This is a genomic window from Mesorhizobium sp. C277A (assembly GCF_040324395.1).
GTDB lineage: Bacteria > Pseudomonadota > Alphaproteobacteria > Rhizobiales > Rhizobiaceae > Mesorhizobium.
In genome coordinates, this window is the sequence record NZ_JAMYVW010000002.1 from 2362799 (window position 1) to 2386672 (window position 23874).

Annotated in this window: 18 protein-coding genes and 2 pseudogenes; 8 read left to right on the plus strand and 12 right to left on the minus strand. The window is 63.2% G+C overall.

Translation table 11 applies throughout. The annotated features are described in order from the left end of the window. The first annotated feature begins 65 nt into the window (after positions 1-65). Complete coding sequence (locus NKK52_RS11860) at positions 66-2135, plus strand: FUSC family protein (RefSeq protein ID WP_023681603.1); 2070 nt, start codon at positions 66-68, stop codon at positions 2133-2135. 4 nt (positions 2136-2139) lie between these two features. Here the strand turns inward: NKK52_RS11860 and NKK52_RS11865 are convergent, their stop codons facing one another. After that, positions 2140-3261, minus strand: a complete 1122-nt coding sequence (locus tag NKK52_RS11865) for a DUF2336 domain-containing protein (RefSeq protein ID WP_023681604.1) — start codon at positions 3259-3261, stop codon at positions 2140-2142. A 91-nt stretch (positions 3262-3352) separates the two neighbouring features. On the opposite strand from NKK52_RS11865, the gene NKK52_RS11870 reads away from it, so the two are divergent. Next, entirely contained in the window at positions 3353-3865 is a 513-nt protein-coding gene (locus NKK52_RS11870) for a MaoC family dehydratase (protein ID WP_502903002.1), read from the plus strand. Beyond that, entirely contained in the window at positions 3865-4740 is an 876-nt protein-coding gene (locus NKK52_RS11875) for an HpcH/HpaI aldolase/citrate lyase family protein (protein WP_023681606.1), read from the plus strand. Before NKK52_RS11870 ends, NKK52_RS11875 begins: the two co-directional genes overlap by 1 nt. Here NKK52_RS11875 and NKK52_RS11880 read toward each other — a convergent pair. Together NKK52_RS11880 and NKK52_RS11885 are read right to left on the minus strand one after the other, a co-directional pair. Beyond that, entirely contained in the window at positions 4737-6668 is a 1932-nt protein-coding gene (locus NKK52_RS11880) for a CASTOR/POLLUX-related putative ion channel (RefSeq protein WP_245263041.1), read from the minus strand. The genes NKK52_RS11875 and NKK52_RS11880 overlap by 4 nt on opposite strands. 81 nt (positions 6669-6749) lie before the next feature. Then, the gene (locus NKK52_RS11885; protein ID WP_023667611.1) at positions 6750-7334 is read right to left on the minus strand and encodes a nitroreductase family protein; all 585 of its coding nucleotides are present in this window, start codon (positions 7332-7334) and stop codon (positions 6750-6752) included. A gap of 163 nt (positions 7335-7497) precedes the next feature. Between NKK52_RS11885 and NKK52_RS11890 the strand changes: the two genes are divergently transcribed. Beyond that, positions 7498-8460 (plus strand): RgsD C-terminal domain-containing protein, encoded by a 963-nt coding sequence (locus NKK52_RS11890; RefSeq protein ID WP_023667612.1) that lies wholly within the window; start codon positions 7498-7500, stop codon positions 8458-8460. A 57-nt stretch (positions 8461-8517) separates the two neighbouring features. Here the strand turns inward: NKK52_RS11890 and NKK52_RS11895 are convergent. From NKK52_RS11895 to yidD, 5 genes and pseudogenes are all read right to left on the minus strand, one after another. Continuing rightward, positions 8518-9455, minus strand: a pseudogene (locus NKK52_RS11895) (lysophospholipid acyltransferase family protein). An 85-nt stretch (positions 9456-9540) separates the two neighbouring features. Beyond that, positions 9541-11514 (minus strand): threonine--tRNA ligase, encoded by a 1974-nt coding sequence (gene thrS, locus NKK52_RS11900; RefSeq protein WP_023681608.1) that lies wholly within the window; start codon positions 11512-11514, stop codon positions 9541-9543. A 222-nt stretch (positions 11515-11736) separates the two neighbouring features. After that, a complete protein-coding gene (locus NKK52_RS11905) occupies positions 11737-13500 on the minus strand; it encodes an adenylate/guanylate cyclase domain-containing protein (protein WP_023681609.1) in 1764 nt (587 codons plus the stop codon). A 128-nt stretch (positions 13501-13628) separates the two neighbouring features. Continuing rightward, a pseudogene (gene blaOXA, locus NKK52_RS11910) lies at positions 13629-14443 on the minus strand (class D beta-lactamase). A gap of 155 nt (positions 14444-14598) precedes the next feature. Continuing rightward, the gene (gene yidD, locus NKK52_RS11915) at positions 14599-14967 is read right to left on the minus strand and encodes a membrane protein insertion efficiency factor YidD (RefSeq protein WP_023667617.1); all 369 of its coding nucleotides are present in this window, start codon (positions 14965-14967) and stop codon (positions 14599-14601) included. Between the two features lie 370 nt (positions 14968-15337). Here yidD and NKK52_RS11920 point away from each other — a divergent pair, with 370 nt between their 5' ends. Next, the gene (locus NKK52_RS11920) at positions 15338-16255 is read left to right on the plus strand and encodes a LysR substrate-binding domain-containing protein (RefSeq protein WP_023681610.1); all 918 of its coding nucleotides are present in this window, start codon (positions 15338-15340) and stop codon (positions 16253-16255) included. A gap of 52 nt (positions 16256-16307) precedes the next feature. On the opposite strand, the gene NKK52_RS11925 is transcribed toward NKK52_RS11920, so the two are convergent. Further along, on the minus strand, positions 16308-16787 hold the full coding sequence (locus tag NKK52_RS11925; RefSeq protein WP_023681611.1) for an iron-sulfur cluster assembly scaffold protein: 480 nt from the start codon (positions 16785-16787) through the stop codon (positions 16308-16310). A gap of 241 nt (positions 16788-17028) precedes the next feature. Between NKK52_RS11925 and folE the strand changes: the two genes are divergently transcribed. The 3 genes from folE to NKK52_RS11940 all read left to right on the plus strand — a co-directional run bounded on the left by folE (position 17029) and on the right by NKK52_RS11940 (position 19214). Continuing rightward, entirely contained in the window at positions 17029-17664 is a 636-nt protein-coding gene (gene folE, locus NKK52_RS11930; RefSeq protein WP_023667622.1) for a GTP cyclohydrolase I FolE, read from the plus strand. A gap of 35 nt (positions 17665-17699) precedes the next feature. Continuing rightward, positions 17700-18158 carry a phosphoribosyl-AMP cyclohydrolase gene (gene hisI, locus NKK52_RS11935; protein ID WP_023681612.1) on the plus strand — a complete coding sequence of 153 codons (459 nt, stop codon included), beginning with the start codon at positions 17700-17702 and terminating at the stop codon, positions 18156-18158. Between the two features lie 84 nt (positions 18159-18242). After that, positions 18243-19214 (plus strand): patatin family protein, encoded by a 972-nt coding sequence (locus NKK52_RS11940; RefSeq protein WP_023681613.1) that lies wholly within the window; start codon positions 18243-18245, stop codon positions 19212-19214. A gap of 15 nt (positions 19215-19229) precedes the next feature. On the opposite strand, the gene recJ is transcribed toward NKK52_RS11940, so the two are convergent. The 3 genes from recJ to NKK52_RS11955 form a co-directional block, all read right to left on the minus strand. Next, positions 19230-21014, minus strand: coding sequence for a single-stranded-DNA-specific exonuclease RecJ (recJ, locus tag NKK52_RS11945; RefSeq protein ID WP_023714253.1), 1785 nt, complete (start codon positions 21012-21014; stop codon positions 19230-19232). A gap of 250 nt (positions 21015-21264) precedes the next feature. After that, the gene (locus NKK52_RS11950) at positions 21265-22578 is read right to left on the minus strand and encodes a homoserine dehydrogenase (protein WP_023681614.1); all 1314 of its coding nucleotides are present in this window, start codon (positions 22576-22578) and stop codon (positions 21265-21267) included. 50 nt (positions 22579-22628) lie between these two features. Next, positions 22629-23846 carry an LL-diaminopimelate aminotransferase gene (locus NKK52_RS11955; protein ID WP_023681615.1) on the minus strand — a complete coding sequence of 406 codons (1218 nt, stop codon included), beginning with the start codon at positions 23844-23846 and terminating at the stop codon, positions 22629-22631. Between the last annotated feature and the right edge of the window lie 28 nt (positions 23847-23874).

The following is a 23874-nucleotide window of genomic DNA, read 5'->3' on the forward strand; positions in this document are numbered from 1 at the left end:
GGAAAACCGTTTCACACTTTTCCTGGAACTGCTCTAGCCTGCGCTTCCGATACGGAGACCAGCTTGTGATCTGGGCGCGGCTGAAGAGCGACTTCGAAACCAGTTTGGCGGGCCTGACGCAGCCGACGCGCTCGGATTGGATTTTCGCCCTGCGCACGGTTTCGGCCGGTCTGATCGCGCTTCTCGCCGCTTACGCGCTAAAACTCGACCACCCGCAATGGGCGATGATGACGGTCTTCATCGTCGCCCAGCCGGTCGCCGGCATGGTGCTGGCGAAAGGTTTTTACCGGCTGCTCGGCACGCTGGCCGGTGGACTTGCGGCGATCGGCATCACCTCGGTTTTCGGCACCAATCCTTGGCTGCTGGTCACGGCGCTGTCCGTCTGGATTGGGCTGTGCACGCTGGTTTCGTCGCTGCTGCGCAATCCGGAAGCCTATGGCGCCGCACTTGCCGGCTATACCGCGATGATCATTGGGCTGCCGGCTTTCGGCCAGCCGCACGTGGTCGTCGATCTCGCTGTCGCGCGCTGCGCCGAGATCGTGCTCGGCATCGTCTGCGCCGGCCTGACCAGCCGGCTGATCCTGCCCAAGCTGGCCGCTGATGCCATCATCTCCAGGTTGAAGCGCAGCATCCTCGACCTCGCAACCTATGCAGGCGGCGCTTTTTCCGGCGGCGACCCGGCGACGCTGGCCGGCCTGCACCGCAAGCTGATCAGCGACGCCCAGATGCTGGCCGAGATGCGCACCTATGCTCGGCTCGAAGCACCGAGCTTCGCCACCCGCGCCCATCCGGTCCGCCTCACCATCGGTCAGCTTCTGTCGGCGCTGTCGGCGGCACGCGCGCTGCATTCGCATGCCGCGCCGAAAAGCGCAGCCCTCATTCCGGTGCGCTCCGAACTGCAGTCGCTGGTCAGCGAGCTGGCAGCCACGCCGGAGGCGCTGGACGACACGTCGCCCTGGGTGACGCGGCTCGACGCCATCGCCGGCAAGGCCCGGCAAATGCCCGACGCCTCGACCGATCAGGGCGACGACAGGGTCGGCACCATAACCCGCCTCACCATCGCCGCCGATTTCGCCGAAGCCTTCAAGCAGGTGCTGCGCGGCCTCGACGCCCTGCGCGCACCGGTGACGCGCCCTATCCGGAGCAACAGGCAGCCGCCTGCGCTGGTGGTGCACCGCGATTATCCCGGGGCTTCGCGCAATGCCATACGCGCCGCCCTTGCCACGTTGGCGGTCGCCGCCTTCTGGCTGACGACGAAATGGTCCGATGCGGCCGGCACCGTCATCCTCGTTGCCGTCGTCTCCAGTCTTTTCGCCGCGCGGCCTGATCCGGTGCGGGTGTCCTGGGGCTTCTTCAAGGGAACGCTGCTGGCTTTGCCCTTTGCCTTCCTTGTCGGCCAGGTCGCGCTGCCTGCCCTGCCCGGCTTCGGCTGGTTCACGCTGTTTGTCGTGCCGATCCTGGTACCGACGGCGCTGGGCATGGCCAATCCACGCACCGTCGGCGTGGCGACGGCGTTTGCAATCAATTTCCTCGCCTTCCTCAGCCCGCATCAGGCGATGACCTATGCCCCAGGCCCGTTCTTCGCCGGCTCGGCGTCGGTGCTGGTCGGCATCCTGCTGGCCATCGGCGTCTTCATCGTGGTGCTGCCGGTGGATCCATGGCGCGCGGCCAACCGCATCGTGCGCGCCATGCGCGAGGATCTGGCGCGGCTGTGTCTGCACGAGCGCGTACCGCGGCGTTCGGCCTTCGAGAGTCTGGCCTATGACCGCATCAACCAGCTGATGCCGCTCTTGCAAAATGCCGGCAGGAAGGGCGATGCGATCTTGGGCGGCGGGGTCGCCGCCGTTGCCGTCGGCCTCGAAATCCTGCGCCTGCGCGCCGCGCAGCAGAGCCCGTCCACTCCTTCCGACACCGCGCTCTCGATTGCCAATTTCCTGCGCGGCCTGGCGCGTGAACTGCTCTTTCGCGCACCCGGCGATCCGCAGACAGCAACTGTCACTGTGGCCCGGCAATATGCAGCCGGCCTCTCAGAGCGCAGCGGTAGTGCCGACACGCTGCAGATCGCAGCCTCGCTGCGCATCATCGCCGCCGCGATCGAGGATTTCCCGGATTTCTTCACCAGGGACCGTGGCTAGGGCGTCAGGCCGCGGCTATCGCCAGCGCATGCCCGCGCGCGTTTTCCCGCAGCGCGTCGAGATGGATCGACTTGACCAGGCCGGCGAGATCGCCCTCAGTGGATTGACCTCCGAGTTCCTTCAGCATCAGCCAGCTGACTTCCTGCACGCCGGCGAGGCGCTTGCCGTTGGCGACTTCGCGCCAGATCTTGAGCGCGCGCAGGATGATGCCATGGGTGGAAGCGGCAAGGCCGGCGCTGCGGAACAGCGCCTGCAACGCAACGTCCTGGCCGCCGGCGAGCAAGGCCCGCACCCGCTGCTCCGACTGCTGGCTGAGCGCGACCAGGGCCGAGCCGAAAAAGTCGACCTTGCCGTGGGCAATGGCACGGATGATGAAACTTGCGGTCAGGTCGCCGCGCAGGCGCAGATGTTCGATGAGTGCCGCATGTTCCTCCGCGCGCGTGCCTTCGACCAGCCGCACCGAAGCCTTGACGCAAGCATCGCGCGTGACCCGCTCCGCTCTGGCCGCCCCCATCAGCGCCATCACCAGCGGCGAAGCCTTCAGCGTTTCGCCGAGCTTGACCAGTAGCATGTGCCGGCAGTCGGCCGGCAGCCGCACATCCGTGACCATTGCCTCGCGCAAATGAGCGATATGGCCATGCCGCTCGGCCATGCGGCGGAAGCTGAGCGACGCGATATCGGCGCCGTCATTGGCGAGCAGCGCCGCACACGCTTCCGGTTCGCCGATCTCGGCGATTGCCGCGGCAACCGCCATCGAAACGACCGGCCGGTCGGCGATCAGTTTTTGCGTCGCCTTGTGCCCGGCCGCGACGCGGTCGATCAGGTCGGCGTCCGTCAGCAGCGGGGAGCGCGCCAGCACCAGGGCTGCCACTTCCGGCTGATCGGAGGCAAGCGCGCTGATGATCTGCAGCGGCGCGTGATGGCTCATCGACAGCGCTTCGGCCATAGCCAGCCGCACCTTCGACGAGGCGTCGTCGAGCAGCAGCGTCAGCGCCGCTTCGGCCGCGCAACGGTCTTCGAAAGGCAGGTCGGAATTGACGTAGGCGCGGGCCAGCGCGCTCGCCGCCGCGGCGCGCTCCGAAACTCTCGCGGTGTAGATCCATTTGAGAAAATGCGAGACAACCATACTGCCTGCTACGCCCCTTGCCGGAAAGCTTCCGGCCCCAGGAATGACCCTAGGCAGAAATGGTTTACGAACGGTTCACCATGTTTATTAACTGGCTTGCGGGTGGCATGGGCAGCGCCTATCAACCGTCAGGCAGCGGAGGAGAAAAACGATGCCCGGGCTTTATCTCGAAGAGTTCGTCGTCGGACATGTCTTTCGGCACACGCTGCGCAAGACCGTCACCGAAAGCGATAACATGCTGTTCTCGGTGATGACGCTGAACCCGCAGCCGCTGCACATCGACTTCGACTTCGCCGCCAAGAGCGAATGGGGCAGACCGCTGGTCAATTCGCTGTTCACGCTCGGCCTGATGATCGGCATTTCCGTCAATGACATCACCGTCGGCACCACAATTGCCAATCTCGGCATGAGGGAGACGGTGTTTCCGCACCCGGTCTTCCACGGCGACACCATCCGTGTCGAAACGACGGTGCTCTCAGTCAGGGACTCGAAATCCAAGCCGGACCGCGGCATCGTCGAGTTCGAGCATCACGCCTACAATCAGAACGATGTGCTCGTTGCCAAATGCACCCGCCAGGCGATGATGATGAAAAAGGCGGCCTGATGCGCTCGCTGCTGTTTGTTCCCGGCGATTCCGAAAAGAAGCTGGACAAAGGCTTTGGCGCCGGCGCCGACGTGGTCATCGTCGATCTCGAGGATTCCGTGGCGCCACAAAACAAGGCGGCGGCACGCGACATCGCGGCACGCTTTATCACCGGCAATCGGCAGCAGACAAGCTCCGCCATCTATATCCGCGTCAACGATCTCTCGACCGGATTGACCGACGATGATCTGGCCGCGCTGGTTCCTGCAAAGCCCGACGGCATCATGCTGCCGAAGTCGAACAGCGGCCAGGATGTTCAGCAGCTATCCGTAAAGCTCCGCGTGCATGAGGCCGAAAACGGATTGCCGGATGGCGCGATCAAGATCCTGCCGATCATCACCGAGACGGCTGCCGGTTTGCTGGCCGCCGCGACCTACGCCGGGGCAAGCGCCCGGCTTGCCGGCCTCACCTGGGGTGCCGAAGATCTGTCCGCGGCGATCGGTGCGCGGGCTGCGCGCGACGACAACGGTCGATACACCGATGTCTTCCGCCTTGCCCGCACCATGACCATCCTCGCCGCCGGCGCGGCCGAAGTCGCGGCGATCGACACGGTCTTCCCCGCCTTTCGCGACATGGCCGTCTTCGAAGCCGAATGCACGGAGGCCGAGCGTGACGGCTTTACCGGCAAGATGGCGATCCATCCGGCGCAAGTGCCGGTCATCAACGCCGCCTTCACACCGTCGGCGGAGGCAGTGCAACGCTCGCAGGCCATCGTCGCGGCCTTCGAGGCGGCCGGAAATCCTGGCGTGGTCGGCATTGACGGCAAGATGTATGACCGGCCGCATCTCAGGCTCGCCGAGCGGCTTCTGGCTCGCGCCAAGGCAGCCGGGTTTTAGTCCCGCGCCAGCACGATGACCCGGTCCTCCGGCAGATAGGCCAGCGCTTGCGACTTCAACGGGTTGACGGTGATGCCGCCCAGAGCCCGCTCATCATTCTGCGCAGCGCGAACGCGCCTATGCCCGATGGCGATCTCGCCGCGCAGACGCGCCGATTCCGCGATCGTCCAGAACGTCACCGGATGGTCGATGGCGACATAGTCGCCGACCGGACGCATGTAGATTTCGGAGCCCTCCTCGTCGAGCAGATCATCGAAGATCGCGGCGAGATGCTGGTTCTCCGATGCCTGCGCCAGCATCAGGCTGACCAGCCGGTTGCTGACGACGAAATCATCGGCCTTAGTCACCGCCGCCAGCTCGCGGTTGCGCACGTCGATCATCTCGCTGACGATCGAGATGTGCGTGCCGGCATCGTCTGCGATTTTGCGCAGATGCAGCAGCGTCACCAGCGTGCGCGTATCGGCGGGCTGCGCTGCCATGGTCTCGCTGTAGCCGAGGACGAGCACGTGGTCGTAGGAAGGCACGTCCAGGCTTGCCAGTGCTGTGCTGCTCGACGTGTCGGTGATGCGGCAGGAAACCGACAGATTGTCGCCGACGACCGGCAGTCCGGCAACTTCCTGCTCGAGGCCCGGCGTATCGGCGGCGATGGTCAGGATTGACCCAGGTGCGACGTAGCGCGACAGTTCATAGGTTATGATCGGACCGCGCCGGTTCCAGCCAAGGATCAGCGTGCGCTCCGGCTTCGCCTCGATGGGCTGATGGCGAAGGATTGCCGCGGCATCGATCTTGGCTCCGGCGCTTCCCAGCTTGATGGCGGCATCGTCCTCGGCAATGATGATGGCGCGCATGTCCTTGCCGATTACCAGCTCCGACGGCGGGTTGAGATTGACGCGCCCCTGCTGGTCGCAGAGCCCGATCAGCGTGCAATGCTCATACGCCATCACTGCCTCGCCGAAGGTCTTGCCGGTGAGATCAGGCTGCTCGGTCGTGTAGATTTCGCAGCCGTCGAAATCGAGCAGCTCCGAATAAACGCCGCTGAGACCCGACTGCCGGCTCGAATGCACGACGATGCGTGAGATCAGCTGGTCGGCCAGGACAAGCTGCACCTCCGCCCCGCCGACGACGCGGGCGACCTCGGCGTTCTTTCCGTCGCGGATCTCGGCGGCGATGTTATAGGGCGCCGTGCGCCGGTTCGGGTCGTTGGCCAGCGCCAGCACCGTCTTGATCACCTGCGAATCCGGATCGTCGCCGTCCGGCGACAGCACGATGATCGAGCGCGAGGTCTGCGGGTTGACGATGGCCAGATCGTAGAGGTCGGTCGGGTCGCCGCTGCGGCAGATGATGCGTGTATTGCCCAGTCTGCCGACTTTGGCGGCGATCTCGTCCTCCATCGCCACCTTGTCCATATTGGCCATGACGACAATGCGCGGATGGCGGCGGCTGGCATTGGCAATGACGAGTTCGGAGATGACGTCGAAGATCGACGGCGACCAGTTGAGGATGATGGTGTGGTCGCTCTCCAGCACCCGCGAACGGCCCTTGCGCAATTCATCGAGCTTGCTGTCGACGCCGGCGCTGAGCACGCCGATGAGGGCCGACACGACGAAGATGCCGGCGAGCGTGACAAAGAGCATGACGAGACGAAAGGCCCAGCCGGTGTCGCCGCCCATCGTGCCGGAATCGAGCGTGCGCATCAGCGATTCCCAGAATGCTTCGAAGAAGTTCAGTGGTTCGCCGCCCTCCGGCGCGATGCGGGTCACCGCAAGAAAAGCCGCGGCGGCGATGATGATCAGCAGCGAAGCGACGGCGAGCCAGCCGATCAGCGCGATCGGCCCGGCCGCCATGCTCTTGTCAAACCCATAGCGCAGCCGGGTTCGCAGCGAGTCTCGTTTCTTCATGTCGCCGGCGACCCCCAAAAAAATCCCCATGGTCGATGCGCCAACCCCCAACGCATCGCCGAAGCCGCTGTCTTAGCCTGTGTTTAAATAAAGGGGAATCGCTTTCGGGTGTCAGCCGTTCCACGGCCCAGTATAATCGGCATAGAGCTTTGCCGGATCGGGCCGCGGCCGTTCCGGCGCCGGGCCCTGGTAGGAGCCGACATGGATGAAGCCGACGACGCGCTCCTGCGGCGCCAGCCCCAGGATCGCCCTGCCCTCCGCGACGTCGGAATACCAGTTGCTGATCATGTTGGTGCCATAGCCCAGCGCGTTGGCCGCGATCATCAGGTTCAGCGCCGCCATGCCGCCGGACAGGAACATTTCCCATTGCGGGATTTTTGGATTGTCCTTCGGAACCGACACCACGCCGATCACCAGCGGCGCGCGGGAAAACCGCGCAAGCTCCTGGTTGCGGCGGTTTTCCGGCAGCGGCCCTTCGCGCTGTTCGGCGAGCGCCGCCAGCTTCCTGCCGATCTCGAATCGCGCCTCGCCGCGATAAAGGATGAAGCGCCACGGCTCCAGTCGGCCGTGATCGGGCACACGGCTTGCAGCCGCGATCATGGTCGCGATATCGGCATCGCTGGGCGCCGGTTCCTTCAATTCAGGAATCGGTGCGGAGTTTCGGGTCAGCAGGAAGTCGATGATCGGCGACGCCATGGGGCCAGGTCTCCTAAAGCACTCGATTTTGAGCTGAAGCGCGCCATTGCGGGTGGGGCGGCTCGTGCATTGGCGCGGACGCGCCGAACGAAAGAGCCGTTGCCAAGGCGGATCGGACTCTTAAGCCTTGAAATTGCCACCGCCTTGGGCTTCAACGCAAGGCATGTTTGAGGGGACATCGCGCCTTTTCCTGATTTGGCTCGCCGTAGCGCTGTTTGCGCCGGCCTCGATGGCCATGGCGCAGAATGCCGACGGCATCGGCAATCTGAAACTTCCCGATATTTCGAGCTATGCGACGCCCAAGGGCGAGACGCCGCTGGCGCTCAGTGGCGGCGGCGCCATAACGCTGTCGGCGCAGTTGACCGACAAGGGCGCCGACATCACGCGCGGCATCGTCTGGCGCGTCTTCAAGCCCGAGGCCGCCGGCGACGGCAAGCTGCCGATGGTGGCTTCCGCGCGTGGCGGCAGCGCTGTGTTCCAGCTCGAGCCCGGCAGCTATCTGGTCCACGCCTCCTACGGACGCGCCGGCGCCACCAAGCGCATCACCGTCGGCAAGGACGCCAGGCGCGAAAGCCTGGTGCTCGATGCCGGCGGCCTCAAGCTCGACGCGGTGCTGTCGGGCGGCGTGCGTATTCCGCCGAAAAAACTGCGCTTCTCCATTTATGAGGGCACCGCCGAGGCCAATGGCGACCGCGCTTTGATCATTCCCGATGTCGAGCCGAACAGCGTCGTGCGGCTCAACGCCGGCGTTTATCATGTCGTCTCCACCTATGGCGCGGTCAATGCCGTCATTCGCTCCGACATCCGCGTCGAGGCCGGCAAGCTGACCGAAGCCACCGTCGAGCATCGCGCGGCGGAGGAGACCATGAAGCTGGTGCGCGAGACCGGCGGCGAGGCCATCGCCGATACATCCTGGTCGCTGCTCAACGAATCCGGCGACCCGATCAAGGAGGCCGTCGGCGCCTTCGCCTCGATGGTCTTGGCCGAAGGCCAATACACCATCATCGCCAAGAACCGCGACCGCATCTACCAGAAGGATTTCACCGTCGTTGCCGGACAGAACCAGGAGATCGAGGTCCTGGCCACCGAGGCGTCGGCCATCGATCCCGAGGAAGGCGCCGACTGACCGGCGCGCCCATTGGCTCGGTTTGGCTCTCAGTTGAAGTGGTAGTTCAGGGCTACGTCAGGCGGCCTTGTGCAGGCGGCGCTGCAGGAAGTGGACCCGGCCGCGCGGCGCGTCGGGCGCTAGATCGAAGACGCCGCGATGAAGGCGATCAAGCAAGGTCTTGCGGTCGCGCAATGGCTCCAACTCATCCCAGCTCAGCACATCGCCGACGCGCACGTCGATCGTCTTGCCGGACAGCCGCGCGAATTCGCGGATGAGCATTGAAAGGCGCAACGTCAGCGACGCCTTGCCGACGAATTTCGCCAGCCTTCCTTCGCGCTCCCCCATGTTCATCGGGCCGCTGACCAGATGGAACAGCCGGCCGTTCTGCCCGGAAAAATGCATTGGCACCACCGACGCCTTGGCGTCCTGCACGAGGCGCGCTGGAAACATCTTCCACGGCAGGTCGCGCGCCCGGCCAAAGCCTTTCGGCGCGGTGGCGACGCCGCCGGCCGGAAATACCACGATGGTGACGCCTTCCCTGAGCAGCCGCACCGCCTCGTGGCGTACCGCCAAGTTGTTCTTCACCGCGTCCTTGGTCTCGGAAAAGTCGATCGGCAGCGAGTACGGTTCCATTTCGCGGACCTTCAGCAGATCCTTGTGGATCATGACGCGGAACGGACGCCCGAGCTGCTCGACGAGCGACAGCACGGCAATGCCGTCGCCAATGCCGAACGGGTGGTTGGCGACGATCACCAGCGGGGTGTCCGGCAGCCCCGCCGGCGGCCACCGATCGGTGCTGCGCACCTCGACGTCGATCAGCTCCAGCATGCGGCTGAACACGCGCTCGCCGGTCGGCGCCACCTGGCGGCCCAGAAATCATAGAGCGCGGCATACCGGTCGCGCCCCGACAGACCTTCAATGGAATGGATGAACCAGCGCGTCAGCGCCGGCTGGCTCGCATTGGCGTAGGAGAGTTCGGGAAACGGCCTTTCCCGTATCTTCAGCTTGAGCATGGGGGCTCGTTACAAGGTTGGCGTGACAGGCATGTGAAAATGGCGGTGGATCGCTCCACCGCCATTTCTCCGAAATATTGATTGCTCAGGCCGCGCTGCGCCTTCGGTCGGGCGAAACAGCCTCGTCGGAAAGCAGCTTCAGCGCGTCGGCCAGCTTGAGCGATTCCTGATCGCGCGAGCCAAGCCGGCGGATGTTGACCGTCTCCTCCTCCGCCTCGCGCTTGCCGCAGACGAGGATCACAGGAACCTTGGCCAGCGAATGCTCACGCACCTTGTAGTTGATCTTCTCGTTGCGCAGATCCGGTTCGGCCAAATGTCCTGCCGCCTTCAACTGTGCGACAACCTTTCGCGCATAGTCGTCAGCATCCGAGGTGATCGTCGCCACAACCACCTGCAGCGGCGCGAACCACAGCGGGAAATGGCCGGAATAATGCTCGATCAGGATGCCGAGAAAGCGTTCCATCGAACCGCAGATGGCGCGATGCACCATCACCGGCTGCTTCTTTTCCGAATCCGAACCGATGTAGAAGGCGCCAAAGCGTTCCGGCAGATTGAAGTCGACCTGCGTGGTGCCGCACTGCCATTCGCGGCCGATCGCGTCCTTCAGCACATATTCGAATTTCGGCCCGTAGAAAGCGCCCTCGCCCGGATTGATCGAGGTCTTGATGCGGTTTCCCGAGCGCGTCCTGATTGTATCCAGCACGTTGCCCATGATCGCCTCGGCATGATCCCAGGCCTCGTCGGTGCCGACGCGCTTATCCGGCCGCGTCGACAGCTTCACGCTGACATCGTCGAAGCCGAAATCGGCGTACGTCGACAGGATTAGATCGTTGATGCGCAGGCATTCCGCGGCCAGCTGCTCCTCGGTGCAGAAGATGTGCGCATCGTCCTGCGTGAAGCCGCGCACGCGCATCAGCCCGTGCAAGGCGCCGGACGGTTCGTAACGATGCACATTGCCGAATTCCGCAAGCTTTACGGGCAGATCGCGATAGGATTTCAACCCATGCTTGAATATCTGCACGTGGCCCGGACAATTCATCGGCTTTAGCGCGAACACGCGGTCGTCGTCGGTGTCGTCGCCGGCCACCGTCACCTTGAACATGGCATCGCGATACCAGCCCCAGTGGCCCGACGTCTCCCACAGGCTCTTGTCGAGAACCTGCGGTGCGTTGACCTCCTGGTAGCCTTGCTCGTCGAGGCGGCGGCGCATGTAGTTGACCAGATTCTGGAACATCTTCCAGCCCTTGGCGTGCCAGAAGACGACGCCCGGCCCCTCTTCCTGGAAATGGAACAGGTCCATCTCGCGGCCGAGTTTGCGGTGGTCGCGCTTCTCTGCCTCTTCCAGCATCGTCTGGTAGGCATCGAGTTCAGCTTGCTCGGCCCAGGCCGTGCCGTAGATGCGGGTCAGCATCGGGTTGTTCGAATCGCCTCGCCAATAGGCGCCGGCCACCTTCATCAGCTTGAACGCGTTGCCGATCTGGCCGGTCGAGGCCATGTGTGGGCCGCGGCAGAGATCGAACCAGTCACCCTGGGAATAGATCTTGAGATCCTGGTCTTCGGGAATGGCGTCGATCAGCTCGAGCTTGTAGCGCTCGCCCTTCTCGGCAAAGACCTTTTTCGCCTTGTCGCGCGACCAGACTTCCTTGGTGAACGGCTTGTTACGCGCAATGATCTCGCGCATCTTCTTTTCGATCACCGGGAAATCGTCAGGCGTGAACGGCTCGTTGCGGGCGAAGTCGTAATAGAATCCGTTCTCGATCACCGGCCCGATGGTCACTTGCGTTCCCGGCCACAGTTCCTGCACGGCCTCCGCCAGCACGTGTGCTGCATCATGACGGATGAGCTCCAGCGCGCGCGGATCGCTGCGGGTGATGATCTCGACCTTGCCGGACTTGCCAAGCGGGTCGGAAAGATCGCGAACGGTGCCGTCGATGGCATAGGCGACAGCCTTCTTGGCCAGCGACTTCGAGATCGATTCGGCGAGGCCCGCACCGGTCATCGCCGCGTCATAGTCGCGGACGGAGCCATCGGGAAATGTCAGGGAAACGGAATTCAGCATCGGGTATCTCCTATCCAGTCCCGCAAACGAGCGCGGGTGGTCGTGGTGTGAAGCCGGAGGCATCCGGCAGCCGGCGGGTTTTAGAGGCAGCACGGTGTGAGGTAAAGAGCGCTGGTAGTGTGTCAGTTTGAATTCCAGTTGGAACGTTGCCATTGGCCTCCCCGATCGGAACGACCAAGGACCGCCACTTTGCAGCCGTTCAAGGCTAGCGCGAGCTTTCACTCACTCGCGCAGGCCTGCCTTGCGCAAGTTCTCGCGAAGATGTTCCAAGTCACCTGAGTTCTTGTATGGCGCCATGTCCGAGGTCGTTCTCATCGTGATTGTGGCTCGCGGCTCCAGCTGCAAAATGTGCTCGATGACCTGCTGCGCTTCGTCTTCGCTCCCTAAAGCCGCGTAGCTCGCTGCCAGGTATAAGTGTTGGTATACGGTGTCGAGGGTTCGTAGACCTTCCAACGCCGCGATCGCTTCACGATATCTGCGAACGTCGTAGTAAATCTGGCCAATCTGTAGGATGTACCACTCGGGGTAGTGAGGGTTGAGACGCATGGCTTTTTGCGCCGTCTCAAGGCCTTCCTGTGCCCTCCCACAATAGCTTAGGCAGGAACCGTAATCCAACAGCACGTCGGCGTCATTTGGATTAAGCTCAAGGGCGCGTTGATACTCAACGATAGCGCGTTCGTATTGTCCGCAAAATAGGCAGTGCCCTGCGAGCGCATAGTGCCCCCATGCCTCGGCGTCGTCCCGTTCGATCGCCAAATTGGCGTATTTCAGGCCACATGCCAGTGAAGCCTCGGGATTCGCGCTCCAACCGTCGCTTGCGTCGATCATGTGCGTCCAAGCGAGCTTCGCAAACGCCTTTCCGAACTTCGGATCGAGTTCGCCCGCCTTCTCAAAGAGTTCCCGAGCACGCAAGTTGTCTTGTTTTGTGTAGCGGTTGAGAGACTCCATGCCGCGCACGAAATAGTCCAGCGCCTCAAAATTCCGCGTCCCCGCGACTTCCGGGCGCTCTTGCCACGCCTTTAACAGTCGGCCTCCGTACGCTGTGGCTAAACTGCCGATTATTCTTTCAGTGACATCGTCCTGCACGGCAAAGATGTCCTCGATGCCTCGGTCGTAGCGCTCTGCCCAAAGGTGCCGCCCAGTCTTGCCGTCAATGAGCTGGGCGGTAATCCGGACCCGGTCCTTCGACCTCTGTACACTGCCCTCCAAGATATAGCGGGCACCCAGCTCTCGGCTGGCATCCTGTATCTTCGTGGCTTTGCCCTTGTAAGCAAACGTCGAATTACTGGCGATGACGGAAAGATCGCGAAACCGAGACAATCCGGTGATGACGTTCTCTGTGATCCCATCCGCAAAGTAGTCCTGCTGACGGTCGTCGCTCATATTGACGAACGGCAGCAAAGCGATGGATGGCTTATCAGCAAGCGACGCCGGCGAAGTGGGGGCCGCTTCGGGACCGTCGAGGCGCACCGCATAACCTCGCACGGGGCGTTCAATATTTTTAAGTATCTGCTCACCAATGTCGTCGAATTGCAGTTCAAGCCGGTTTCCGAGGTGATCTCGCACCGTGCCCGAAACCATAACACCTCCAACAGGAGCGATGCCTTCGAGCCTTGTCGCCACGTTCACGCCGTCACCCAACAGATCGTCATCCTCGACGATTACGTCACCGAGGTTGATCCCAACGCGGAATTGTATTCTTCGGTCCTCGGACAGTTTTGCGCTGCGACCCGACATGGCACGCTGCATAGCAACGGCACAAGCCACGGCGTTCACGACACTTGGAAACTCGGCGAGGATGCCGTCGCCAGTCGTTTTGAAGATGCGACCTTGGTGCTCGGCCATATTTGGGTCGATAAGGTGGGCCCGTATCTCCTTCAGTTGGGCAAGTGTGCCGGCCTCGTCGCTGCCCATCAGGCGCGTATACCCCACCACATCAGCGGCCAGAATTGCGGCAAGACGGCGTTGGACGCGTCCTTCGGTCATGTGGTGCATTGCTTTCAAGAGCAACAGGACCGGGATTGTAAGGGCGACGGCCGACAGAGTCCACGAGCCGGAACGTCGACTGATACATTTCCGCAGCGGTCATTGGCACAGCCGTTTGTCGCGGCAACTCACTTCACCAGCTGCGTCAAATCCTTCAGGAACGCCGCGCGTGTCGCCAAGCCCTTCGGTGTGTCGATCGGTTTGGTATCGACGACCAGCCGGGCGAAGACGATCCGCCGGCCGCCCTTTTCGGCCCAGCCGACGAACCAGCCCAGCGAGCGCTTGTCCTTGCTGTTCCCCAGCCTGGTGCTGCCGGTCTTGCCCTGCACCGTCCAGCCGTCGGCCTGAAAACTCGGCAGGATGGCTCGGGTCATCTCGTGCGCCTTGGCAGAAACCGCATCTTGCCGGCGAGCAGCTGGCGCAGGAAGGCTGTCTGTTCGATCGGCGATATCTCAAGCGAGCAATTTATCCAGGATTGCGTGAGCCCGTTGTCCTTGCCGACATCGCCCGAGACATCCATGTTGCCGTAGCCGAATTTCGAGACGTAGCCGGCAAAGCTTTTTGCGCCGAGCCGTCGCACGATTTCGCGCGAATACCACACGATCGAGTCTCGCTCCCAGATCGTCGGGTCGACGGTTTTGTGGTCGCGCTTCACAGCGTTGAACTCAGGCTTGTAGTCCCAACTCGGCGTATGCGCGTCGCTAAGAATACCGGCGTCGTAGCCGATCAGCGCCAACGGCACCTTGAAAGTAGACGCCGGGCTGAAGCGCTGGTCGCAAACACCATTCTGGTGGAGCGTCTGGCCGCTTGTCGCGTCCTGGATCAGCGTGCATTCGACATCGCCAAGCGGAGCCGATTGCGCCCGCATCGGAAATCCCAGAAACCAGGCCAGCAGGAAGAGGACCGCGGCAATGATGAAGGGGTGGGTTTCGATCCGACGCATGTGGGCTCTCCTGGGAATAACAGGAGGCGCTTAGCGAAGTGTCTTGGCTCGATTTTGACTCAAATGCGCAGTCTTTGTGCAGCCCGTTGTTAACCTTACCGGATTGTAAAGAATGCCGCGCTGGCGATCTGGATCAGGGACCAGCGCGCCCGCCGTCAGGCCTCGCCGCGCTTCCTGCCGATCTGCCAATAACGCCATGGCATGAACCAGACATAGCGCTGATCGAGTACCTCCGGCACGCGATCGATGCCATGCGAACCGAAAGGGCCGCAGCGCAGCACGCGGAACAGCCCCATGAAGCCGCCGGCCCACAGACCATGGCGGGCGATCGCCTCATGCGCGTATTCGGAACAGGTCGGCAGATGCCGGCAGGAATTGCCGACAAATCCGGACAGCGTCAGTTGATAGAGGCGCACCAGCGACGTGCCGAAAATGCGGCCGGGTGTTTTGCGCCAGGGACCGGGCCAGTTGCGCCCGCGCCGGGTCCGTCCGGCGGCATGCACATGCCGATGCTGGTCGCCCACCGCAGTCTCTTTCCGAACGCGACCCGAAACCGGCTTCCGGGTCAGCTTGCGTTTCCAAACCGATAGATGTGAGCTTCGGCCGGCAAACGCAATCCTCTTCACTCGCCTCTTTGTCGGCTTCGGGGTCGCGAGCGGCGAAAGGGATGCCGCTCCGCTGGAGCCGCCCAGCGGGTGGCCGGCCTTTGCTCGGTGCGCTGCACATGATGCCGCCTGTCGCCATGCCACTGAAATGTCGCGATCCGCATCACATCGCAAAAGATCTTCAGTAACTGGATCATGGCGCATCTCCTTTGAGGCGGATTAGACGCCCGCTGGCCTTCGCCTTCAAACGAGTATAATTTCCGGTTCGGATAACTTCGGGTTATGCGAAATGAAGCGCGGACGGTTGCCCCTGACGGCGTTGCGAAGTTTCGAGGCAGCCGGCCGGCAATTGAGCTTTAGCCGGGCCGCCGAGGAGCTGTTCGTCTCCCAGGCCGCCATCAGCCGGCAGATCCGCGAACTCGAGCAGTTCCTGCGCCAGCCCTTGTTCCACCGTCATCACCGTCGCGTCGAGTTGACCGAGGCCGGCCAGCGCCTGCTCGATCAGTTGGTCAGGAGTTTCGATGACATCGACAGGCTGGTTTCGGACCTGGTGGCTGCCCCGGCGCAGTCGGTGGTCCGCGTCAGTGTCGAGCCGTCGCTGGCCTCGGTATGGCTGTTGCCGCGGCTCAACCGCTTCAGCCAATTGCGGCCCGATATCGACGTTTCCCTCGAAGTCGACCCAAGGCCGATCGAGTTCCGCAGCGATCAGCCCGAACTCGCCTTGCGCTTCAGCGCGCGCGCCACCTCATGGCCGCGCAGCGAGGCCGAATGGCTCGCCTCGACCGTCGATTCACCGGTCCTGTCGCCGGCATTGCTGGCATCGGGCCCTGCCCTCGAAAAGCCGCTCGACCTTGCCCGCTACACGCTGTTGCACGAGGAGAATCGTCAAGGCTGGGCGCGCTGGTTCGAGGCAGCCGGCGTGGCAGCCGACACCATTCCGGCGCGCGGCCCTATGCTGGCGGATGTGTCGCTGTCGAAGCAGGCGGCCCTGCTCGGCCACGGCGTGGCGCTGGGCGACCTCTTGCAGATCGGCGAAGAGATTGCATCCGGCGCGCTGATCAAGCCGTTCGACATCGACGTCGCATCGGGCGCCTACTGGCTGGTGGCCAGGAGTTTGAAGGACCTGCCGGAGCCGGCTAAGGCGTTTGCAGACTGGGTGAGAAGCGAATTCGCCGAAAGCAGACGGGCGCAGCAAACCAAGGCATGAGCCCGGTTACGTGAGAAGCTCCTCGACGTGTTCAGCGCCCAATTTTGACAATTCACCGGCTGTTGGAGGAGCCGTCATGTACCAACATCACCGCTTGTTCGGCGCGTTTCTTCTCGATCTGACCGATGGCATCGACGACCGCATCGAAGGTCAGCATGGTCGAGGCATGGCGCGCCTTGTAGTCGCGCACCGGCTCCAGATATCTCAGATCGGCAAAGCGGCCTTGCGGCGGCGCGCCGTTTTCCTTGAGCATCTTCAGCATGGTGTCGCGCACCGCCCGCAATTCGTCGGCGCTGGCGCCGATGACATGTTGAGCCATGATCGAGGACGAGGCCTGGCCGAGGGCGCAGGCCTTCACGTCATGCGAGAAATCGGTGACGACGCCATTGTCCATCTTGAGGTCGATGGTCACCGTCGAGCCGCACAATTTGGAATGGGCCTTGGCCGTCGCATCCGGATGATCGAGCCGGCCTATGCGGGCGATGTTTCCGGCAAAACCCAGAATTTTCGCATTGTAGACGTCGTCAACCATATTTTTCCAATCCGTCGCCGCCAAGCGAACAGCGATTGCCGCTGTGGCGTCTTTCATTCGCTGCGCACGACCATATATAATGCTGGCAGTCGGGTATCGACAAGGCAACGCAAAGCCGCCGTCCTTGCCCGTTTCGTTCACGCCGCTTGCGGGCTGGAAACAGGGCGAGTTTTCAGCACCCGAAAGGTCGTGGTCCGTTCAACTCGTTCCTTCTGAGAGAGGAACTACGGGAGACGCCTTTATGGATGCCGTCATCAAGAAAATCATGCCCCCTTCCGACTATCTGGACAAGCCGGTCACCGACAGGCCGAGCGAAGCCGAGGTCGAGGCCGCCGTGCGCACGCTGTTGCGCTGGACCGGCGACAATCCGGACCGCGAGGGCCTGATCGACACGCCCAAGCGCGTCACCAAGGCCTTTCTCGAAATGTTCAACGGCTATGACATGTGCCCGGCCGAAGAACTCGGCCGCACCTTCGAGGAAGTCGCCGGCTATGACGATCTCGTCATCGTCAGGGACATCCAGTTCCACTCGCATTGCGAGCACCACATGGTGCCGATCATCGGCAAGGCGCATGTCGGCTACCTCCCGGACGGCAAGGTCGTCGGCCTGTCCAAGATTGCCCGTGTGGTCGATATCTTCGCCCATCGCCTGCAGACGCAGGAGGCCATGACTGCACAGATCGCCGGCGTCATCCAGGACGTGCTCAATCCGCGCGGTGTCGCAGTCATGATCGAGGCCGAGCATATGTGCATGGCCATGCGCGGCATCCGCAAGCAGGGCTCCACCACGCTGACCTCGACCTTCACCGGCGTATTCAAGGACACGCCCGAGGAACAGGTCCGTTTCGTCACCATGGTGCGCGGCCTCGGGGCGTAAGCCGCTCGCCGCCATCGCTAGATCAAGGACCGGCGATGTCGGCACTAACATTTCCCAAGGCTCCATCGGACAAGAAGGCTCTCGAAGAAGGCGCGGTGTTTTCCCCGCGCTTCGATGCTGCCGGGCTGGTCACCGTCGTCGTCACCGACGCCGCTGACGGTATGCTGCTGATGGTCGCGCATATGAATGCCGAGGCGCTGGCGCTGACGCTCGAAACCGGCATCGCGCACTACTGGTCGCGCTCGCGCAACGCGCTGTGGAAGAAGGGCGAAACATCAGGCAATTTTCAGACCGTCGTCGAGGTGCTCACGGATTGTGACCAGGACGCCATATGGTTGCGCGTCAAAGTGTTGGGCCACGACGCAACTTGTCACACCGGCCGGCGTTCATGTTTTTATCGGACGGTGGGGCTAATCGGCGGCAAGGCAACGCTTGCCGACGATGGCAGCACGCCGCTGTTCGATGCGGAAAAAACGTATCGGAAGCCCGCGTGAACCATTCAACAGTCGCAAACCACTCATATTCACTATTCTCAAACGTCCTTCCTGTAGAACGGACGCGGGACAAGGGAGATCATGATGCTCGAGTGGGCGTCATTGCGTAGCAGACCGGACGTGCGGGAGGCCAATGGCCCCTCATCGTCCGGCGGCGTGCCTGACCCGCAACCCGCGGGCAAGACAGGCATTTCGCTCGCGCTGGGCGGCGGCTGCGCACGCGGCTGGGCGCACATTGGCGTGCTGCGCGCGCTCGACGAAGCCGGCATCGAAGTCTCGATGATCGCCGGCACCTCGATCGGCGCGCTGGTTGGCGGCTGCTATCTCGCCGGCAAGCTGGACGAACTCGAGGAGTTCGCCCGCAGCCTGACCAAGCGGCGCATCTTCGGCCTGCTCGATCTCAATCTGCGCGGCAGCGGCCTGTTCGGCGGCATGAAACTGGACGTCAGGCTGCGCGAGCACATGGCAGGCATCCGCTTCGAGGATCTGACAAAACCCTTCGTCGCCGTTGGCGCCGAAATTCGCACCGGCCATGAGATCTGGCTGTCCAGCGGTTCCCTGATCACCGCGATGCGCGCTTCCTATGCGCTGCCCGGCGTGTTCGAACCGGTGAATTGCAACGGCCGCATCCTGGTCGACGGCGCGCTGGTCAACCCGGTTCCGGTTTCGGTCTGCCGCGCCTACGAGCAGCCGCTGGTCGTCGCGGTCAACCTTCACTACGATCTGTTCGGCCGCGCCGCCGTCATCAAGCACAGCGCCGGGGAACTGCTCATCGAGAAGGACGCGCCCCGTCCAGGCCAGGCCGACCCGAACCACCAGCCGCACCAGAGCCGTCTCGGCATCACCGGCGTCATGGTCGAAGCCTTCAACATCATCCAGGACCGGATTTCACGCGCAAGGCTGGCGGGCGATCCGCCCGACATGTCGCTGCAACCGAAACTCAGCCATATCGGCTTGACCGAATTCCACCGCGCGGATGAGGCGATCAGCGTCGGTTACCAGGCGACGATCGCGCAGATCAGCGAGTTGAAGCGGCTGCAGACGGTTCTGGCTTAAACCAATTCGGCAATGTCAGGCTTTGGCCGCATCGGTGATGCGGAACTGCACCGTACGGTTGCCGTTCCAATAATTCCCCGACAGCGAGCCGGCGACATGGATCGTGTTGCCCCTGTTCTTGAACAGGAATTCGCCCAGCGCGGTATCGACGGATCGAAAGGCGATGCCCTGGATGCGGCCGCCGCTTTCCGACTGCAGATCAGCCCGGATGTGGTTGGTGCCGACGGCCCGCGCGTCGGCCAGCCGATGGCGCGGCAGCGCGAACACCGGCGCGACATGGCCGGCGCCGAAAGGCCCGGCCTTTTCCAGTGCATCGAGCAAAGCAATCGTCGCGCCCTCGGCGGCGAGCGCGCCGTCGACGGCCAGACTTTCTTCGTCCTGCAGCCGGAACACTTCGGCCGCCGCGCGCTCCTCAAAGAAAGCACGGAGTTCGCCGAGCTTGGCGCGTTCCACCGTGATGCCGGCGGCCATGCCGTGGCCGCCGCCCTTGACGATCAGCCCGGCATCGGCGGCTGCGCGCACCAGCCGTCCGAGATCGAAGCCCGACACCGAACGGCCAGAGCCGGTGCCGATGCCATTGGCGTTGAAGGCGATGGCGAAGGCCGGCCGCCGCGCATGGTCCTTCAGCCGCGAGGCGATCAAGCCGACAATGCCAGGATGCCAATTGGTGCTGGCGGTGACGATGATGGCCGGCCCGTTGCCGCCGGCAAGTTCGGCGTCAGCCTCGGCGCGCGCCGCTGCCAGCATCTCCAGCTCCATCTGCTGGCGTTCCTGGTTGAGCCGGTCGAGTGTCTCGGCAATGGTCCCGGCCTCAACCGGATCGTCGGTGGCGAGCAGCCGGCTGCCAAGTGCTGCATCGCCGATGCGGCCGCCGGCATTGATGCGCGGCCCAATCAGATAGGCGAGATGAAAGGTGCTTATCGGCTCACCGATGCGGGACACCCGCGCCAGTGCGGCGAGCCCCTCATTCTTCTGCTGCCGCGCCATCTGTAGTCCCTTGACGACGAAAGCGCGGTTCACGCCGATGAGCGGCACCACATCGCAAACCGTGGCCAGCGCCGCCAAGTCGAGCAACGACAACAGGTCCGGTGGCGCTGCGTCGGGCAATCGGCTGCGCAGGACCCTCGCCGTCTGCACCAGAGTAAGGAAGACGACACCGGCGGCGCACAGATGGCCTTGCCCGGATAGGTCGTCCTCGCGATTGGGATTGACGACTGCGGTCGCCTCCGGCAGCGGGCCGCCGACCTGATGGTGGTCGAGCACCACCACATCGGCGCCTGCGGCCTTGGCGGCATCAATGGAGACAGCGCTGTTGGTGCCGCAATCGACGGTGACGATCAGCGTCGCGCCGCGCGAGACCAGTTCGCGCATAGCCTCCGGATTGGGGCCGTAGCCCTCGAAGATGCGGTCGGGAATGTAGATCTCCGAAGGCACCGAGAAATGCGTCAGGAAGCGCTTGAGCAACGCCGAAGAGGCGGCGCCGTCGACATCGTAGTCGCCGAAGATTGCCACCTTCTCCTTGGCCATGACCGCTTCGGCGATGCGGGTCGCAGCCTTGCCCATGTCGGTCAGCGAAGCCGGATCCGGCAACAGGTTGCGAATCGTCGGATCGAGGAAGCGCTCGGCCTGGTCGGCGGTGACGCCGCGCCCGGCGAGCACGCGAGCCACAATGTCGGGCACGCCGTGGCCCTGCGCTATGGCAAGCGCGGTCATGTCCTGCCGCTCGCTCAACCGGTGTTCCCAGGAAACACCGGTCGCCGACTGCCTGATATCGAGGAAGAGGCGTTTGTCGCCCGTCATAGGAGGCGTAATCTATAGATTGTCATTTCCGGCAATATGCGACGGCTAAACAGGAAAGTCTCAAAACTTTTCCACATCCTGGTGACGCGCCTTGATCTCGCGGCTCACGCCTCCGCCAGAGCCCGATGATGATTGGTGGGTTCGACCTGAAATCTCAATCCGGCTCCAAATCAAAGAGATAGAGCATTATGGCGTCTGAACCACTTTTCAGCAGGAATATCAAATCGGTTAAGGAGAAAAATGACTTGGCCTAACCAGCGCGCTCAATGCGGATAACCTGCGGCTTGTCTGTGAGGTGGCCGTCCTTGGTGATGCCGTCGACAGCCTTGCGCACCGCTGCTTCCGTCGTCTCGTGGGTGACCAGGATCACCGTCTTTTGCGCGTCCGTCTCGCCGCTGACGGCATGCTGGACGATCGATTCCAGCGAAATGTCGTTGTCCGCCATGCGCTTGGCGATCGCGGCGAAGACGCCGATGCGGTCGTGCACGGTCAGCCGGATGAAATAGCCGCCGGCATGGCTGCGCATCTGCGCCTTCTTGTAGGGGCGCAGTTCCTTGGCCGGCAGGCCGAACACCGGACCGTGCTGGAAGCCCGGCCGGCTCTTTGCGATGTCGGCGATATCGCCGACCACGGCGGACGCGGTGGCGTTGCCGCCGGCGCCCGGGCCGGAGAGCAGCAGTTCGCCCAAAATGTCGGTTTCGATGGCCACCGCATTGGTAACGCCATGCACCTGTGCGATCACCGACGCGGTCGGCACCATGGTCGGGTGCACGCGCTGCTCGATGCCGCTGTCGGTGCGCTGCGCGACACCGAGCAGTTTTATCCGGTAGCCGAGATCGGCGGCAGCGCGGATATCGGCCTGGCTGATATTGGAAATGCCTTCCATGTAGATGTCGTTGGCGGCGATCTTGGTGCCGAAGGCCAGGCTGGTCAGGATCGACAATTTATGCGCCGTGTCATGGCCCTCGATATCGAAAGTCGGATCGGCTTCGGCGTAGCCCAGCCGTTGCGCGTCCTTCAGGCACTCGTCGAAGGAGATGCCCTCGGCCTCCATGCGGGTCAGGATGTAGTTGCAGGTGCCGTTGAGGATGCCGAAAACGCGAGTGACCGAATTGCCGGCCATCGCCTCGCGCATCGTCTTGATGACCGGGATGCCGCCGGCAACTGCCGCCTCGTAGTTGAGCAGCACGCCCTTCTTCTCGGCGATTTCGGCAAGCGCCACGCCGTGCTTGGCCAACAGCGCCTTGTTGGCGGTGACGACATGACGTCCGGCTTCAAGTGCTGCCTTGACCGACGCGCGCGCTGCCCCTTCGTCGCCGCCGATCAGTTCGACGAAGACGTCGATATCGGCGGCCTGCGCCATCTTGATCGGATCGTCGAACCATTTGGCGGCGCTGAGGTCGACGCCACGGTCGCGCTTGGGATCGCGCGCGGAAACGGTCGTGACGATGACATCGCGTCCGCACTGGCGCGTCAGCTCCGCTGCCTTGTCGCGCAGCACGCGCGCCACCGAGGCGCCAACCGTACCCAGACCCGCAATTCCAACACGCAACGCTTCAGCCATGCCCGGCGACGCCCCTCAAAAAATCTACTCGAATAAGATGTGCGGCGACTTTAGCGATGCGCGGCGAGCGGCACCACATTGTTCGGCTGCTTGGCGCTGGACGCCAGGAAGCGCTTGATGTTGCGCGCCGCCTGCCGGATCCGGTGCTCGTTCTCGACCAGCGCGATGCGGACATGATCGTCGCCATGCTCGCCAAAGCCGATGCCCGGCGCCACCGCCACGTCGGCGTGCTCGATCAGGAGCTTGGAAAACTCAAGCGAGCCGAGATGCTTGAACGGCTCCGGGATCGGCGCCCAGGCGAACATCGAGGCAGCCGGTGCCGGAATGGTCCAGCCGGCGCGGCTGAAGGCGTCGACCATGACGTCGCGGCGCTTCAAATAGACCTCGCGCACTTCGGCGATGTCGGCGCCGTCGCCATTCAGCGCATGCGCCGCCGCCACCTGGATCGGCGTGAAGGCGCCGTAGTCGAGATAGGACTTCACCCGCGTCAACGCCGAGATCAGCCGCTCATTGCCGACGGCAAAGCCCATGCGCCAGCCGGGCATGGAGAAGGTCTTCGACATCGAGGTGAACTCGACGCAGACATCGATGGCGCCCGGCACTTGCAGCACCGAAGGCGGCGGATTGCCGTCGAAATAGATCTCCGAATAGGCAAGGTCCGACAGGATGATGATGTCGTTCTTCTTGGCGAAGGCGACCACGTCCTTGTAGAAATCGAGCGAGGCGACCAGCGCCGTCGGGTTCGACGGATAGTTGAGGATCAATGCCAGTGGCTTCGGGATCGAATGACGGACACCGCGCTCGAGCGCCGGGATGAAGCCGTCATCCGGCTCGACCTGCAGCGAACGGATGACGCCGCCCGACATGATGAAGCCGAAAGCATGGATCGGATAGGTCGGGTTGGGGCACAGGATCACGTCGCCCGGCGCGGTGATCGCCTGCGCCATATTGGCGAAGCCTTCCTTCGAACCGAGCGTCGCCACCACCTGCGTGTCGGGATTGAGCTTCACGCCGAAACGGCGCTGATAATAGGCGGCCTGGGCGCGGCGCAGACCTGGGATGCCGCGCGAGGAGGAATAGCGATGCGTGCGCGGATCGCGCACCACTTCGCACAATTTGTCGACGATCGCCTTCGGCGTCGGCAGGTCCGGATTGCCCATGCCAAGGTCGATAATGTCGGCGCCGCGCGAACGGGCGCTGGCCTTCAGCCGGTTGACCTGCTCGAACACGTAGGGCGGAAGCCGGCGGACCTTGTGAAATTCTTCCATGTCAGTTCCAGACGATTTAAGATTGGCT